At 45.2% G+C, this 16,497-nt stretch carries 14 protein-coding genes; 8 read left to right on the top strand and 6 right to left on the bottom strand.

Features of this window, described 5'->3' with window-relative positions; genetic code table 11:
• The first annotated feature begins 441 nt into the window (after window positions 1–441).
• Both POF51_RS28860 and sstT read left to right on the top strand, forming a co-directional pair.
• Entirely contained in the window at window positions 442–1,962 is a 1,521-nt protein-coding gene (locus POF51_RS28860; RefSeq protein WP_069852761.1) for a chitinase, read from the top strand.
• Window positions 1,963–2,389: 427 nt separating this feature from the next.
• Complete coding sequence (sstT, locus tag POF51_RS28855) at window positions 2,390–3,628, top strand: serine/threonine transporter SstT (protein WP_069852759.1); 1,239 nt, start codon at window positions 2,390–2,392, stop codon at window positions 3,626–3,628.
• Between the two features lie 122 nt (window positions 3,629–3,750).
• Here sstT and POF51_RS28850 read toward each other — a convergent pair whose 3' ends face one another.
• Entirely contained in the window at window positions 3,751–4,812 is a 1,062-nt protein-coding gene (locus tag POF51_RS28850) for an SDR family oxidoreductase (RefSeq protein WP_271756555.1), read from the bottom strand.
• Between the two features lie 397 nt (window positions 4,813–5,209).
• On the opposite strand from POF51_RS28850, the gene POF51_RS28845 reads away from it, so the two are divergent.
• On the top strand, window positions 5,210–7,180 hold the full coding sequence (locus POF51_RS28845) for a methyl-accepting chemotaxis protein (protein WP_271756554.1): 1,971 nt from the start codon (window positions 5,210–5,212) through the stop codon (window positions 7,178–7,180).
• A 74-nt stretch (window positions 7,181–7,254) separates the two neighbouring features.
• Here the strand turns inward: POF51_RS28845 and POF51_RS28840 are convergent, their stop codons facing one another.
• A complete protein-coding gene (locus tag POF51_RS28840; protein WP_106834293.1) occupies window positions 7,255–7,836 on the bottom strand; it encodes a TetR/AcrR family transcriptional regulator in 582 nt (193 codons plus the stop codon).
• Window positions 7,837–8,087: 251 nt separating this feature from the next.
• On the opposite strand from POF51_RS28840, the gene POF51_RS28835 reads away from it, so the two are divergent.
• The 3 genes from POF51_RS28835 (at window position 8,088) to POF51_RS28825 (ending at window position 11,451) form a co-directional block, all read left to right on the top strand.
• Window positions 8,088–9,326 (top strand): MFS transporter, encoded by a 1,239-nt coding sequence (locus tag POF51_RS28835; RefSeq protein ID WP_442869622.1) that lies wholly within the window; start codon window positions 8,088–8,090, stop codon window positions 9,324–9,326.
• A gap of 99 nt (window positions 9,327–9,425) precedes the next feature.
• Window positions 9,426–10,496 (top strand): LLM class flavin-dependent oxidoreductase, encoded by a 1,071-nt coding sequence (locus POF51_RS28830; protein WP_069852748.1) that lies wholly within the window; start codon window positions 9,426–9,428, stop codon window positions 10,494–10,496.
• Between the two features lie 13 nt (window positions 10,497–10,509).
• Window positions 10,510–11,451: an alpha/beta hydrolase gene (locus tag POF51_RS28825; protein WP_069852745.1), complete on the top strand. Its 942-nt coding sequence runs from the start codon at window positions 10,510–10,512 to the stop codon at window positions 11,449–11,451.
• Window positions 11,452–11,569: 118 nt separating this feature from the next.
• Here POF51_RS28825 and POF51_RS28820 read toward each other — a convergent pair whose 3' ends face one another.
• Window positions 11,570–11,914, bottom strand: coding sequence for a carboxymuconolactone decarboxylase family protein (locus POF51_RS28820; RefSeq protein ID WP_012684054.1), 345 nt, complete (start codon window positions 11,912–11,914; stop codon window positions 11,570–11,572).
• 387 nt (window positions 11,915–12,301) lie between these two features.
• Between POF51_RS28820 and POF51_RS28815 the strand changes: the two genes are divergently transcribed.
• Together POF51_RS28815 and POF51_RS28810 are read left to right on the top strand one after the other, a co-directional pair.
• On the top strand, window positions 12,302–13,681 hold the full coding sequence (locus tag POF51_RS28815; protein WP_017247098.1) for an amino acid permease: 1,380 nt from the start codon (window positions 12,302–12,304) through the stop codon (window positions 13,679–13,681).
• A gap of 187 nt (window positions 13,682–13,868) precedes the next feature.
• Window positions 13,869–14,393 carry a DUF420 domain-containing protein gene (locus POF51_RS28810; protein WP_017247099.1) on the top strand — a complete coding sequence of 175 codons (525 nt, stop codon included), beginning with the start codon at window positions 13,869–13,871 and terminating at the stop codon, window positions 14,391–14,393.
• A 57-nt stretch (window positions 14,394–14,450) separates the two neighbouring features.
• Here the strand turns inward: POF51_RS28810 and POF51_RS28805 are convergent, their stop codons facing one another.
• The 3 genes from POF51_RS28805 to mphJ all read right to left on the bottom strand — a co-directional run bounded on the left by POF51_RS28805 (window position 14,451) and on the right by mphJ (window position 16,465).
• Window positions 14,451–14,960 carry a PepSY-associated TM helix domain-containing protein gene (locus POF51_RS28805; protein WP_017247100.1) on the bottom strand — a complete coding sequence of 170 codons (510 nt, stop codon included), beginning with the start codon at window positions 14,958–14,960 and terminating at the stop codon, window positions 14,451–14,453.
• A gap of 116 nt (window positions 14,961–15,076) precedes the next feature.
• Entirely contained in the window at window positions 15,077–15,397 is a 321-nt protein-coding gene (locus POF51_RS28800; protein WP_244521847.1) for a hypothetical protein, read from the bottom strand.
• Between the two features lie 141 nt (window positions 15,398–15,538).
• Window positions 15,539–16,465, bottom strand: coding sequence for a macrolide 2'-phosphotransferase MphJ (gene mphJ / locus POF51_RS28795; protein WP_069852737.1), 927 nt, complete (start codon window positions 16,463–16,465; stop codon window positions 15,539–15,541).
• Between the last annotated feature and the right edge of the window lie 32 nt (window positions 16,466–16,497).

Genomic DNA, 16,497 nt, shown 5'->3' with positions numbered 1-16,497 from the left:
GATACACGTAAAAAAACCCATACCTTAATGGCGCTTTCAAAAATGAAAGTGCCAAAAAGTATGAGTCTCCGAATCTCCATCATAGTTAACTTGTTAAGTGTATTCTATTATTCTGTGAAAACGTTGTCAACGAAGTTATTCTGGGTTATTTTTCCATACGAAGATGCGATCTATAGCGAACGGTCATGTAATCGTATAGCTGGAAGTATGATATGTCTGTCTCTGTGGGAGGCAGGCTAAGAAAATTTTCCGCAAAAACGCGGTCGCACCTCTTCGAAAAAGCCTCGATAGAGGTTTTCTTACGTATACTTTATTCATAAAAATACATTATTTCCAAATATAAGGATATCTTTATATTAGCTCATCTGTATGAGGGGGGTTAAGCAAAGATGTAAATGACACTCTTTTTTGCACAAGTAAAAATGAAGGAGGCTTTGTTTGATGCATTTGATGAGAAAAGCAGGAGTTTTGGTAGTGCTGTCGCTTATCTTAATTTTTTCTATATTTCCGCAGTCTTCACACGCCATGACACCGTGGACTCCCAACACCGTATACAAGTTAGGAGACATGGTTACATACCAAGGGCAAGATTACAAATGTACATTTGCTCATACATCACTTGTCGGATGGGAACCACCCAACGTACCGACACTGTGGCAACTGCAAGGTCCCTCTGCTCCCGATACCATCCCACCTACGTCCCCCACAAATCTTAGTGAAGTAGGGATATCAAGTAGTTCGGTCAGCTTATCTTGGTCAGCTTCTACGGATAACATAGCTGTTCAGGAGTATCTCGTCTACAACGGAGATACACTCGCTGGTACATCGAGTACAACATCCTATACCGTGACTGGGCTTCTAGCAAATACGACATATTCATTCACGATACAGGCAAAAGATGCCGCAGGCAATGTATCCCCACCCAGCGCCTCGATAACCGTAACAACTTTATCTAAATCCCCAAATGAACCGGTATCCAAACGAGTTTTGATCGGCTACTGGCATAATTTTGACAATGGTTCTACGGTACTCAAGCTAAGAGATGTCTCAGATAAATACGATGTAATCAATGTTGCGTTCGCAGAACCAGTCGGTGGCGATCATGCGACAATGGGATTCGTGCCGTTCAATGCATCGATTGAGGAATTTAAGTCGGATATCGCCTTCTTGAAATCAAAGGGGAAGAAGGTCCTCATCTCGATTGGCGGAGCGAATGGTACAGTAGAGCTGACGACGGAAGCTGCCAAACAAAATTTTATAACCTCGATGACCTCGATCATTCAAACGTATGGTTTTGATGGTATGGATATTGATCTGGAAGGAAGCTCCCTGTCGCTAAATGCGGGGGACACTGATTTTAGAAATCCGACAACGCCGAAAATTATAAACTTAATTTCAGCGACTCAGACGATCACGAATACATTTGGCCCATCCTTCATTTTGACGATGGCGCCAGAGACGGCTTATGTCCAAGGAGGCTACGCTTCCTATGGTGGGCCGTGGGGCGCTTATCTTCCTGTGATTCATGCCCTTCGCGATCGAATGAATTATATCCACGTCCAACACTATAATTCCGGAGCGTTAGAAGCATTAGATGGTCGTACGTATCAACAAGGAACGGCTGATTTCCAAGTAGCGATGGCAGAAATGTTATTGAAGGGATTCCCTATCGGTCGTAATCCTAATAACATGTTTCCGGCCTTGAGGGAAAACCAAGTCGCAATCGGGCTACCTTCTGCTCCAAGTGCTGCCGGGGGAGGCTATACGTCTCCTGCCGATATCCAGAAAGCACTTCAATACTTGGTAAAAGGCACGTCTTTTGGAGGAACTTACAAACTCCAAAATCCAGCTGGATATCCGCAGTTCCAAGGAGTTATGACCTGGTCTATCAACTGGGATGCAAAAAATAACTATTCGTTTGCCAATCATGTTCGCACTTCGCTTGATTCACTGAGCCAGTAATAACGTGCCAATTAAGAAAAAACACCCACTCTCACGGGTGGGTGTCATTGTCACTATGCAAATTTGATCTGAGTACGACCATCCTCTATAAGTAAGGATAAATAAGTCTGATGTAGCGTACGCCCAGCTCTATGCGAAGCAATTTGATATGGTTGCTTCTTTGAAGTTAATCCACGCTGCTTTTTTCGTTATGGAAGCATGATTCTTGGTTGTGTAGGTGAAGCCATAAATTCATGTAAAAAGGTAGTTGTTCCGTTTAGCAAAATTTGTACATTTGTAATATATCAAAAAATCAGTATAATGATACTTATTTGTCTCTATGGAGTGGACTTTGATTAGAATAGCCACCCATCGAAGAAATAAATCATACAGAAAGTGAGAGTCTATTGCAGGGTCGGGAGAAGTTTATCTTAGTGGGGGGACATCTATGAAAAGTATGCTGACGAAGGTAAGTCAAGTAAGTCTGGTAAAACAAATAATTGTAGGTTTGATTATTGGTATTATCCTGGCTATAACGATTCCCGAAGTAGCAAAACCCGTAGTAGTTTTAGGTTCTTTATTTGTAAGCGCTTTGAAAGCGATTGCACCTGTGTTGGTACTCTTTTTGGTTATGTCAGCTATTGCTCAACATAAAAGTGGGCACCAAACGAATATGAAATTCATAATTGTCTTATACCTTTTAGGAACCTTTTTAGCTGGATCAGTCGCCGTTATTGCAAGCTTTCTATTCCCTGTAAGCTTAACACTTGTAGAGGGAGCTAAGGATGTGACGCCTCCTGGCGGTGTTGTTGAGGTTCTCAAGACATTACTGCTAAATGTGGTTGATAACCCAGTTAATGCAATTGTTAAAGCGAACTATATCGGTATTTTAGCTTGGGCGGTACTTATTGGTTTAGCTTTACGAAATGCCGTTGATACGACAAAAACGATGATTTCTAATTTTTCGGATGCCGTTTCGAAAATGGTTGGTTGGGTAATTAAGTTTGCACCATTAGGAATCATGGGACTAGTATTTGAGTCAATTACTACAAATGGACTTGCTGCGTTACTAAGCTATGCGAAGTTACTCGCTGTTCTGATTGGTTGCATGCTCTTTGTGGCACTGGTTGTCAATCCAATCCTTGTCTATTCAGCTATAAGACAAAACCCTTACCCGCTTGTTTTCAAGTGTATAAAGGAAAGCGGCATTACAGCATTCTTTACACGAAGCTCAGCTTCAAATATTCCTGTAAATATGAAATTATGTGAAAATCTAGGTTTGAATAAAGATAGTTATTCAGTCTCGATACCATTAGGGGCTACTATTAATATGGCTGGTGCAGCTGTTACGATTTCTGTTTTGACCCTTGCAGCGGTTCATACACTTAGTATTCAAGTGGATGTCCCTACCGCTATCATCCTTAGTATAGTATCGGCTATATGTGCTTGCGGTGCATCAGGGGTGGCTGGCGGATCTTTATTACTAATTCCTCTAGCATGTAGCCTCTTCGGTATTTCAAATGAAGTTGCGATGCAGGTAGTCGGAGTCGGCTTTATTATTGGAGTGTTACAAGACTCTTTTGAAACGTCACTTAACTCCTCTTCAGACGTTCTTTTTACAGCAGCAGCTGAGTTTAAAGAGTGGCGAAAAGAAGGAAAGAAAATAAGTATCTCCAAAGCAGCATAGGTGAATGAACAGCACCCCAATTTTGAGACTTCATTAACCATTGGGGTGCTGTTTTATTTTGGTAGATCGAGAACCTCACAGAAACGCTGTTACCGCGTTTCTCCACGTATAAAATTATAGAACTAAGAAAGAACAGCCTGCTTTTGAAATCCTCTCATAATCCCCACAAGCATCTCTTTATCCATCTGCAATTCACTTTGCCCCACTTTTTGCAGCAGCTTCCTGGTGTTGTCATTCGGGAAAGAGATACTCCGCTTCCAATACGAATGGAACAAGCTCATGGATGCATTGAAGGCTTTCTCTTCTTCGGTTAGCAGCTCGTCTGTTTCAAATGGAACAGGAACTAGATTCGGAAAATCCAAGACTTCTTTGATGCAATCTACTACCAATTGTTGGGTAGGTGGAACAGGGTTGGTAGCATGATAGATTTCCTTATGTTCCCCATGAGTAAGTGCTGCGAGCAAGACAGAAGAGACATAGTCAACCGGAACGAGGTTCGAGTTCACGTCGACATCCACCAAGATCCGGTACTTTTGCTTGTCCCAGCCTTCTGTTCGCGATGCTCTTCTTTTCAGTACGCGAAGACCTTTTAATAATCCATACAAGCCAAAAGTGGTATCGGCTTCGCCCGTTTTGGAATCGCCGATAATGATCGACGGTCTGACAATGATGGTCTCCATTTTGTCGCTGTAGGAGAAGACGAGATGTTCCGCCAAGCATTTTGTCTCTTCGTAGTTGTTTACGAAGGAGCGTTCCGGGCTGTATAGCGCTTCTTTTCCTTCTGTTTCGGTGCCGATGGTGTAAGCCGTACTCACATAGATAAAGCGGGGGGAGCGAATGGCTTCTGCGAATTGTAATGTATTTTTTGTTCCCTCTACATTTACCTCGTACGTCTGCGGTTTCTGAGCGGGATCGAAGGACAGGTATGCGGCAATATGGTACATCGCATCTATTTTTTTGTTGAGCTGTCCCAGATCATTTTCAGAGACGCCCAAGTCTTTTTTCGAAACATCACCTAGTAAAATATGTACCCGTGTCCGGTGTTTTTCGGCAAAGCTATGCAACAAATCGCTTGCCTTCTTTTCATTTCGAGCGAGTAAGTAAAGGGTATGGCCTTCGTTTAATAGATCTTGAGAGAGTTTTTTTCCGAGAAAACCTGTTGCTCCGGTTACAAGGATATTCATATGGTTAACCAGCTCCGTATGTTTGTTAGGTAGGGAGTTGCTGAAATATCAATAATTCATTATATGATGAAAAATGCAGCTTTGACGAGTGCGGATGAAACGGTATCGTGAAAATACACTGAAAAAACCTCCAGAGCTGCTATTGTTTGTATATCTGAATTTTACGACGATTGGCAAACTGTCGTGTTTGGATGCAGTGAAGTTTCAGAGTGGTAGTAATAGGGGAAATATACTTTACATGAACTTGGACAAGGCCAGCACAGCTATGGGGCTTGGCCGTCTATCCGTACGCCTTTAGTCGACCTGTGAGGCGGTGTTTGGGCTGCAAAAAACGGTTTGTTCGGCTGCTCTCACAGCAGCTAGTTATCTTATTTCCATAAGAGAGGAGTCATCATAGATGATCAAAAAGATGTTTACTGGCTATAAAGCATCGCTATCCAAGCAGATGCTGTTTTTTCTCGTCTTGCTTATCGTTGTTCCTTCTGTCGTTCTCAGCCTTTCCTTGACACAACTGGCACGCAACCAGTTAGAGCGCGAATTGTTGTCCCAAGTTGAATCGGTTACCACAATGATTACACAAGTACTCAATAATTCGTACCGGGATTATTCTGTTACGATCGATAGCTTTGCGGATGTTCAAGTTCCTCCTGGGCAAAATGCGGATACGTATATCTACGATCGTATCCACAACATAGAGAAAGACATCGACAATGTTTTGGCTGCGTTCATGTACTATGACAATCGATACTACAACTCTGCGAAAAAGGAAATTGATCCGACTACGCGAGATTGGTACAAGCAAGCGATTCAGCATAAAGGGCAGATCATTGTGACGCCCCCTTACATCGACGCGGTCAGTGGGAGCTACGTGATTACGTTTGCCAAGACGCTCTCGGGCGGTACAGGAGTAGCGGGTATCGACGTTTCTATCGATCACTTAAACAAGCTGGTAAAGACGTACAAGATCGGTGAAAAGGGATATGTCAGCCTGTTCGATCAGAACAACGTGACGATGTCGCATCCGCGATTCCCACAAGGCAAGCCACTTGAAGACGAGCGCTTCCAAGTGATGCGTGATCAAGAGCAGGGTTCTTTTGAAATGGACGTTGACGAGCTTCGTGAATATTACCATTTCAACAAGCAAAATTCGCTCGGATTGAACGTCGTTTCCGTGATTGATTGGAGTGAAATCAAGCAAAAAACAGGGCCACTGTTACGGATGTCGTTCATGTTTATCGTGCTTTTGCTTGCCCTTATTGCCTTGTTTGTCTGGATCTTCATGAAACGGACTGTGCGACCTATCCTACAATTGAAGCAACTGACCGATTCGATCGCGCAGGGGGATTTGACAGTCAGGTCCATCGAGAGCGGAAGAATAGATGAGATTGGACAGCTACAATCCAACTTCAATACGATGTCGCAATCGTTGTCCGATGTTCTGCGTCAAATTACCGATCATTCCGAGCAAATCTCTGCTTCCTCCCAGCATTTGTCTGCCAATTCGGAGGAGAACGTGCAAACGATTGAACAAGTGGCAGCCTCCATGCAAGAAATAGCGTCCATGTCTTCCGATATGAATCGGAGTATAGATACCGTGAAGCAATCGGCGACGCAAGCGCAACAGGAGCTGGATGATGCCATCCGCATTCTGCGTGAGAGCACGGAAATGTCGCAGCTCATCACAGGTTTGGCCAATACCGGAGAGGAGTCCCTCGGAGCGGCGAGACAACAGGTGAATATGATCGTGGAGCATTCCACTCGTTCAAAAGATGAGATGGAGGAGTTAAAAGGGGTTGCTGGAGAAATTAGCGGGGTGACGAATTTTATCCAGGAAATCGCCTCTCAGACAAATTTACTTGCGTTGAATGCAGCTATTGAAGCGGCACGTGCCGGGCAAGAAGGCCGCGGGTTCGCTGTCGTTGCTGATGAGGTACGCAAGCTGGCTGATCAGACAGGTTCTGCTGCTGAAAAGATCGACAGTCTGATCGGCGAGGTTCAGAATCGCGTCCTGCACATGGTTAGACGTACGGAGGAGGGCGTGGATTCTGCTACAGCGGGAAGTGATTTGACACAATCGGTTGAGCAGCGCTTTACGGAAATGTATGAGGCCATTAACCGCATTGATGCGCACCTCGCGCAAGTAGCTCGCGTCAGCGAAGGGTTGATGCAATCAAATACATTGATGCTTGTGGCCTTTGGTGAATCGAGTGCCATGAGCCAAGCCACTGCACAAGAGGTCGACCAAGTCGCCGCAGCCAGTGAAGAACAGAATGCTTCAATGGAGGAAGTGGCGGCTTCGGCAGCGCACCTTGCTAACATTGCGGAAGAGTTGCAGTCATTGGTTCAGCGTTTTAAATTGCAACGCTAACAGTAGTTGTAGTGATGGAGAGAAAGAAGACCAACAGACGTTGGTCTTTTTTTTGTCCAAGTTGATCGTAATAGTTACCTAAGTAACGTAAGCGTAACTTCTATTGAATTATCAACAAATGATCGATTTGGACGAGATTTCATGATTACGGTCAGTCCAATTAACGATACGATAAGCGCTTGTGCGGTAGCTTTCGCGTCTATACTCGAATCGAGTTCACCTGTTTGGATACCTCGCTCGATTGTTTCTTGAAAGATGACAGAGAGGTACATTTGGTGTTCCCTTGTCAAAATCTCAAATTTCTCATCATGAGGGGCAAGTTCGACCATGGTATTAATGCAAAAGCATCCGCGGCTGAGACCTTCCGTATATTCCTCGTCGGCCACCTCTTTAAAAAAATGGCGAAACGCCTCTTTTACGGATGGATTGTTTTGAAGCTTCGTTCGTATCTCCGAAGCACGAGACATCGTGTATCTGCGTAGTGCGGCTTCGAACAATTCTTTTTTGTCCCCAAAGGTTGAGTAAATACTGGGGCGCTGGATACCCATTCGGGAAGTTAAATCACTTAATGAGGTAGCTTCATACCCCTTCTCCCAAAAGAGCTGCATAGCTGCATCGAGTACTTTTTCTTCGTCAAATTCGCGTGTTCTTGCCATAAAGAGTTCCTCTCATTACTCATGTATTCGAATCTATGTAACTGCCAGTGGATTTATTTGTACTGAACGGTAATTTATATTTTATTGGTTTTCATCTGCGTTGTCAATTTTAGGACGGTTTATCCTACCGTAAAAAGAATGCTGTTGACAGAAAAAGAAATAGTGGGATATATTTACTGGGCACAATAACGTACCGATCGGTATGTTATTTTGTTCTAAACGTAAAATGAGAGGAGGTAAGGTGAAGACAGATGGAGGAGGTTAGCGAAAAAGTAGCGGCTAAAGCCGATAGGAAGGCAGATTCAGTGCAAGGCTCTCCCATGCCTTTCTATGTAACACTATTGTTTGCGGTTGCTTGCGGGATGTCGGTTGCGAATATCTACTTCGCGCAACCACTACTTGATCATTTGTCGATTGAGTTCGGAATTGATTATTCCATCATTGGGATTCTCATTACCCTTACGCAAATCTTTTATGCAGTAGGACTGTTGCTGCTTGTGCCACTTGGCGATCTATTGAATCAGCGTCGCTTGATTATCGGTCAGATGTTTTTATCTGTGGTAGCGCTGGTTATCGTAGGGACTGCCTCCACCAGCACAGTACTATTCGCAGGTATAGCTGCGGTAGGATTGCTTGCCGTTGTGACGCAGACAATTGTTGCATTTGCGGCGACAATGGCCGCCCCTGCTGAGCGAGGACGAGTGGTGGGAGTCGTTACAAGTGGAATCGTTATTGGCATACTTCTAGCGCGAACCATTGCAGGAGTTTTAACAGATCTTGCGGGGTGGCGTGCCGTATATCTGGTCTCTGCTGCATTTCTATTGGGATTGGTTTGTGTATTATTTCGGGTATTGCCAAATAGGGAGCGGGAGGTAAAGCCGCTATCCTACTTCCAGTTGCTTGGATCGGTCCTGATGTTGTTCGCACAAGAACGGCTATTACGTATTCGTTCTGTTCTGGCTATGCTGATTTTTGCTGCCTTTAGTATTTTGTGGACGCCATTGGTACTGCCTCTGAGTGCGCCGCCATTATCTTTGTCGCATACGGCGATCGGGGCGTTTGGCCTCGTAGGAGTTGCCGGAGCGTTAGCTGCAGCAAGGGCAGGGAAGCTCGCAGATCGAGGTTACGGACAGAGAACGACGGGCTTTGCCTTGAGTCTATTGCTACTATCGTGGCTGCTAATCGGCTATTTAGAACAGTCGCTATTTGCCTTGGCGATAGGTATTGTTTTGCTTGATTTGGCGGTGCAGGCCGTACATGTTACGAATCAAAGTATGATCTTCACCTTGGGGGCAGAGGCGCGGAGTCGGCTCACGGCGGGGTATATGGTTTTCTATTCGATCGGCTCTTCTGCTGGCTCCATTGCCTCGACCTATACATATGCGCATTTTGGTTGGGAGGGAGTATGCTTGCTCGGAGCCTCTGTCAGTGCTTTGGCTCTGGTGTATTGGGCAGTGACCAGACGGGTTTCGGCTATTACAAGAGAATAGAGCTGCTGGAATAGTTCGAAAGTGAAGATATCTGAAATGAAACTATTTTGCTTCCAGAGCTGTTGACTGATACAAGTTTTGCAAAAGGAGAGATGGTCTGTGGAGATTGGTATTACTTCGTTTGTGGAAACGACGCCGGATGTTCAGACAGGTGAAGTGATGAGCCACGCACAGCGATTGCGTGAAGTTGTCGAGGAAATCGTCCTCGCTGATCAGGTTGGGCTTGATGTATTTGGCATAGGTGAACATCATCGCAAGGATTATGCGGCTTCTTCTCCAGCAATGGTGCTGTCTGCGGCTGCGCCACTGACAAAAAGGATTCGGCTGACAAGTGCTGTGACAGTGCTTTCTTCGGCTGATCCAGTGCGTGTTTTTCAAGATTTTGCGACACTCGATGGCCTTTCAAATGGACGGGCAGAGATTATGGCGGGACGGGGTTCCTTTATTGAGTCTTTTCCCCTATTCGGCTATGACTTGAATGACTATGATGAGCTGTTTGATGAACATTTGGAACTGCTCCTTAAAATACAGGCGTCCGAAAAAGTAACCTGGAGGGGCGGTCATCGGCCAGCTATTCAGAATTTGGGCGTGTATCCACGACCTGTTCAGAATCCTTTACCTATATGGATTGGCAGCGGAGGCAATCAGGAGTCTGTTGTTCGTGCAGGTCTGCTGGGATTGCCACTGATGCTAGCGATCATTGGTGGAAGTCCTCGGCAGTTTGCACCACTTGTGCAGCTTTATAAGAAGGTGGCCGTGCACGCTGGTCATGACGTATCGCGATTAACAGTTGGGTCCCATTCACTAGGATTTGTTGCGGAAGAGACGGAACTAGCGGCAGATACATTCTTTCCTTCTACCCAAGCAGGAATGAATAAAATCGGAAGGGAGCGGGGCTGGGCGCATTATAACCGTGCTAGCTTCGATGCCGCACGCAGCTTCGAAGGAGCGTTGTATGTGGGTGATCCAGAGACGGTTGCTCAAAAGATCATTCACCTTCGCAAACATGTAGGCATGACACGCTTTATGATGTATGTGCCGATATCTACGATGCCTCATGATCAGGTAATGAGAGCCATTGAGCTCTTGGGAACAGAGGTAGCGCCTCGGGTGCGAGAGGAAATAACCAAGTGGGAAGCAGAGACACAGCAAGAATCAACATTTGCTTAAGGGAGGGATTCACGTGGATTTTCATCGTCGAGTACTGCCGGAATTAAGGCAAACATTAGCGCAATTCCCTGGTTTTCAACTCGAAGAAAATTTGGAGTCGAGCAGGGCCATGCTGAGAAATCCGCCTATTGTGAAGTCAGAGCATGTACGTACCACAAGTCGAATGATTCAAGGCGCAGCAGGAGAGATGCTAGCGAAAATATACGAGCCCGCCCAGCGGACAGGCAGTAAGCTTCCGGCCATGCTGTGGATTCACGGAGGAGGCTATGTGCTGGGGCACCCCGATATGGATGATGCTCTCTGCGAACGCTTCGTACAAGCGGCTAATTGTATCGTCGTATCGGTCGATTATCGTCTGGCTCCCGAACACCCCTATCCAGCCGCCATCCATGACTGTTACGCCGGGTTAACGTGGATGACAGACGAAGCAGAGTCACTCGGCATCGATTTGGATCGGGTTGCGATTGCTGGTGCAAGCGGGGGAGGGGGGCTGACCGCAGCACTTGCTTTAATGGCTCGCGACAAAGGTGGACCAGCCCTTATTTTCCAAATGCCGTTGTATCCAATGATCGACAACCGTAATCGTACAGCGTCGAGCTATGAAATTGAGGCTGAAAATGCAACCTGGAACCGGACAAACAATTTGGATGCGTGGAGTATGTACTTGGGCGAAGGTACCGACGACAGTCAGCTATCCGCATATGCGGTGCCATCGAGAGCAGAAAGCTTGGCGGGGCTGCCGCCGACCTATACGTGTGTAGGACAGCTCGATTTGTTCCGAGATGAGACGATCGAATATGTGACGCGCCTTGCACAAGCGGGCGTAGACGTAGAATTTCATCTGTATCCCGGCTGCTACCACTGCTTTGAAGTGTTTGTCCCCGAAGCGGAAGTGAGCCAGCGTGCCAGCCAAAGCTATGTGGATGCGATGGCAAGAGCGCTTAATCCTGACTAATCTAAGAGACAGAGACAGAGACAAAAAGCACAACAACCGAACGAGGGCGATCTCGGCGATTGTTGTGCTTTTGTAAGCTCTTATAACCGCAGTGGCACAAAAATTTTCGGTCATCTTCTCATTGAATCGTTCCCTGTTTTTCCTCCATCACATCATTGATTAATATGACTCCATGCGAAAGGGTCGTTCCGCCGCCGAATGCTCCGGCTACCGCTACTGTTTCAGCAATTTCTTTTTGGGAAACTCCGTCGTTGAGAGCTGCTTCCAAATGATAGACAATACAGTGCTCATTTCCGGAGTAAAGGGAGATAGCCAGTGCCTGCAAATGCTTATGCTTGGATGACAATTCACCGGACGAAAAGCATTGGCTGGTGAATTCATTATATGCTCGCAAGGCCTCTGGCATCAGCTGTCCAAAAGCTTGCAGTCCTTCACGATACTGTTCGGCCAAATAGTGCTCCATGGTTCCATTTCCTCCTATTTTAAAATCGCTGATAGTATTTCTTTGCTGGTAAATTTTCATACTGCTTATCCTTGATAGAGGTAGGATCACATTCCGAAATAATTGATTTGTCACATATTATTTCTTCTTTTTAGATACAAGTATATTTGGTTATCAAGTATTTTCCTTGTAAATATAATTGTGGATATTATAAAAACATATTAAAATGTATGAAGTGATCAACAAATGTTACGTAAGGCAAGTGAGGTGAATAATCTTACTAACTAGTAGGAATGCTTGATAAGAAGTGAAGAGAATTTTAAGCGGCAGTTTTTCAATCAATAAAATCAGAATGACTAGAAGCTTTCCAAAAATACCGCCAACAGCAGAGAGGAAGAGGAATCTTACGTGGAAAACAAAGAACTGAAGAGAGGCCTGGAAGCCCGTCATATTCAGATGATTGCTTTGGGCGGTACGATTGGTGTTGGGCTATTTATGGGGTCTGCCAGCACGATCAAATGGACAGGACCATCTGTCATGCTAGCTTATGCAATTGTAGGAATTTTTATTTTTTTCATCATGCGTGCAATGGGTGAAATGCTGTATATGGAACCGAGTACGGGTTCATTCGCGACTTTTGGGCATAAGTATATCCATCCGTTAGCAGGTTATATGACGGCTTGGAGTAACTGGTTCCAGTGGGTCATTGTCGGGATGGCAGAGATCATCGCCGTTGGGCAGTATATGCAGTATTGGTTCCCGGATTTACCGCCTTGGATTCCAGGCATAATTGCCATGGTGATTCTCGGTGCAGCAAACCTGGTCTCGGTAAAATCATTTGGTGAATTTGAGTTTTGGTTCGCCATGATCAAAATTGTAACGATCGTTTTGATGATTATTGCAGGGTTTGGATTGATTTTCTTTGGCATTGGAAATGGTGGAAACGCAATCGGATTATCGAATCTGTGGGAGAATGGCGGATTCTTTACGGGCGGTTGGACAGGCTTTTTCTTTGCCCTTTCCTTGGTGATTGGGGCGTATCAAGGTGTCGAGCTTATCGGGATTACCGCAGGGGAAGCAAAAGACCCGAGAAAAACATTAACGAGTGCGATCCAAAGCATTATCTGGCGTATTTTGATTTTCTATATCGGTGCGATCTTTGTTATTGTAACCGTTTACCCTTGGGATCAATTACAGGCAATCGGCAGTCCGTTCGTTGCTACTTTTGCGAAGATTGGTATTACCGCTGCTGCAGGTATCATTAACTTTGTGGTGATCACTGCTGCTATGTCTGGCTGTAATAGTGGGATTTATAGTGCAGGGCGTATGCTGTATACCTTAGGTGTTAATGGCCAAGCCCCGAAAGTTTTTACGAAGCTGTCTTCGAATGGTGTGCCGTTGTTAGGTACGATTGGTGTGTTGATCGGTCTGGGCATTGGGGTTATCTTAAGCTATATCGCCCCAGAAAATCTCTTCGTGTATGTGTATAGTGCGAGTGTGCTGCCTGGTATGGTACCGTGGTTTGTCATTTTGATCAGTCAAATCAGATTCCGAAAAGCAAAGGGTGCTGAAATGGACAACCATCCATTCAAAATGCCTTTTGCCCCAGTGAGCAACTATTTGACTATTGCTTTTCTCATCATGGTACTCATTGGTATGTGGATCAATGATGACACACGCGTTTCCCTGATTGCCGGAATTGTCTTCTTGGCGATTGTGGTCATCAGCTTCTTTGCACTAGGAATTAGCAAGGCCGTACCACTGGACGAGCAATCAAATAAGAAGTAACGAAAGGGACCAACATTTGTTGGTCCTTTTTTTGTTCATCAAATCGCCTTTGTACGGCATACCTACTTCGTTTATCATTAGGATGACTGGACTGGTTAACCGTCTTCGGCTGCCAATGTCCGGGCTCGTCAATGGGTAGACTAAAGCGGGATACTCATTCATGATCTGAGAAAAAAGGAGCATAAGAATGAAACAACGCAACTATACACCGATTATCGTTATTCTCACCATAGCGATTAACACGCTGATCGCCATCTTGTACTTCATGCCGAAGAACAATGATTTCAGCCATCTCGATCTGACCTTTCTGCCGTTTTTTAATGCTGTCATGAACAGTTTTACCTTTGTATTTCTGGTTGCCGCACTCGTTTCCATCCTGAAGTTCAAAAACATGAAGATGCATCGAGGATATATTTTTGCAGCCTTCTCGACAACAGCTCTCTTCTTGGTTTCGTATGTGATCTACCACGGAATGGCACCTAGCACTTCCTACGGGGGAGAGGGAATTCTGCGGCCGATCTATTACTTCATTTTGATTACACATATTCTGCTGTCGGCGCTTATCGTGCCTTTTGCGCTGATTACGACTGCACGTGGACTCAACATGAAGGTGGAAAAACATAAAAAAATCGCCCGCTGGACGATGCCGATGTGGCTGTATGTCAGTGCGACGGGTGTCATTGTTTACATCATGATTTCTCCGTACTATTAATCAAAAAAAGAGCATTAGCTGCTGAAGGCTAATGCTCTTTTTTTATGGCCGAAGCCTTTATATTTTCGTTTCACGTTTCTTAAACCAGCGTTTGGGCAGGAAATAAATGAGCCCGGAGACGACAAGAAAAGCAGTTAAAATGGAGATAATCTCTAACACAGTCACATAGTTAAGGTCTTCCCATTCGCCCACATGCAGTCCGTAGAAGAAATCTAAAATGGGATCTTGTTTCAAGGCTGTGATGTGCCCTTCTGAAGAAACAGTCAGCCGCAGAATAGGTTCTCTGCTGACGTAGACTTTGAAAGAGTCACCTGATTTTGCGATCGATCTGATCTCAGCCCAAGAATATTCCCCAGTTTCTACTAACTTCTCCCCCACATAGGCAATGGTTAGCTCTTCTGGTTTTGCGGGTACCTCGATCATTGTGGTTTTCAAGTCTGTGGCTTTTTCCTGATACCAAGGAACATTTAACAGGAGAAAACCAGTAATGGCCCACATCAGCAAGAAAAGGCTAACGATAAGTCCGATGTAGCGGTGGAAGTTACGGTTCCACTTCTTAAATAGCATGCAGGGTTACTCCTCTCGATGACGTTCTTGATGATTATATAAACTTTGTTGATAAAAGGAGATGGCTCACATGAGCTATTTTCCTTGAACAATTCGTGAATCAAAACCTGGTGCATTTACCAATCCCAGTGGCTTTGTTTCATTCCAAGGTTCTCGGCGAGTATGGAAGCGATCGGTTGCTTGATGGGGGCAAGTGAATTTGCCGTGCAGCTGGATTCTGGCTGATAATTCAATTCCTGCGCTTTTTTCATATCAGCTTCGGCTAGATTGTTCGTTTTGTTAGCTTGCTCATAACAGGGCGGTGAAATATACGTCTTGTTCGTGTGCTCCAATATGATACGTGTATCGGGGGAAGGGCTAGCCTCAACAGGAATGGAAAGCACGCCTGTTACTGCGACTACAGCACCAATGCCAATAAGAAGTCCTCGCTTCATCATATTCACTCCATCTATTTAATAAAGGATTGTCCAAATGAGCCGATTTATTGTAACACCATATTTTCAAGACAGTAATGGCTCATTATAGCTATTTACATGGAAAAACCACCGCCTCCAATCGGGGACGGTGGCTGGTTTTATTTAGTAAGAAATCTCTTTGCCGTTTTCATCGACTCCCAGAGCTTGTTGTGCCATGATCTTGAACTCTTCCAGTCCTGATTTCAACGCAAAGGTGGCAAGAATGACGGGATACACGGATGTCATTTCTGCAATGTGCTCATGCATGCGCGGCCATACACGGCCTCCTGCTTTTTCGTAGCGTTTGATGAAATCAGCCAAGCCTGAATCCCCAAACAACATGTAAAAGACCGTAAAGTCCGTCGCTGGATCAGCTACTTCGGCCTCCGTCCAATCCAGGAGCCCCGTTACCTTTCCGTTTTCATCAACCAGGATATGCCCCGGATGGAGGTCACCATGCACGAGAACAGAGTGAGCAGGCCAGAATGTATCATCCGCAAGCCATTTTTGCCAACGATCCCATAGCGCTTGAGAAACGCCAAAGACGCGTTTGACTTCATTCATCTTTTCTCGAAGGCTTGCTCGTGCTTCGCTAGGCTGCTTGACGCGGATACCAGCATCTCGAGCAAGATCATGATGGATACCGTGTAACTCGACCAATGCTTCTGCCCATGTTTGTATGCACAGCTCAGGTAGAGATTCAGGGTTCAAATACCACTCATAATTTTTTGTTTCCATATTGATCGTTGCCATCGGTGTGCCACTTAGGATCGGATAAGCGATGAATTCAGAAGTGTGAACCTGCCAATCCGGTACTTCTACACGTAGATGTTTTGCCACGAGATCTAACACCTTTTTCTCGTAACGAGCTGTCTCCACGACATCGTCACGGCGCGGTTGGCGCAATACCCATGGGACGACATCTATCGTACTTGCAAAAATCGCAAGGAAATCTAAGCCAGATTCATTCACTTTCACGGTAGTTGGGTCTACAAGGATTCCGTTGTTTTTCGCGATGGCGAGCATTTGCTCTACATTGTTTTTAGACATAATAAAAACACCTCATTCATGAATAGTTAAAA

The organism is Brevibacillus sp. AG, from assembly GCF_028369215.1.
In the GTDB taxonomy this organism is placed as follows: domain Bacteria; phylum Bacillota; class Bacilli; order Brevibacillales; family Brevibacillaceae; genus Brevibacillus; species Brevibacillus porteri.
Note: the sequence above shows the minus strand (reverse complement) of the source record. Positions and strands in the feature narration are given on the sequence as shown.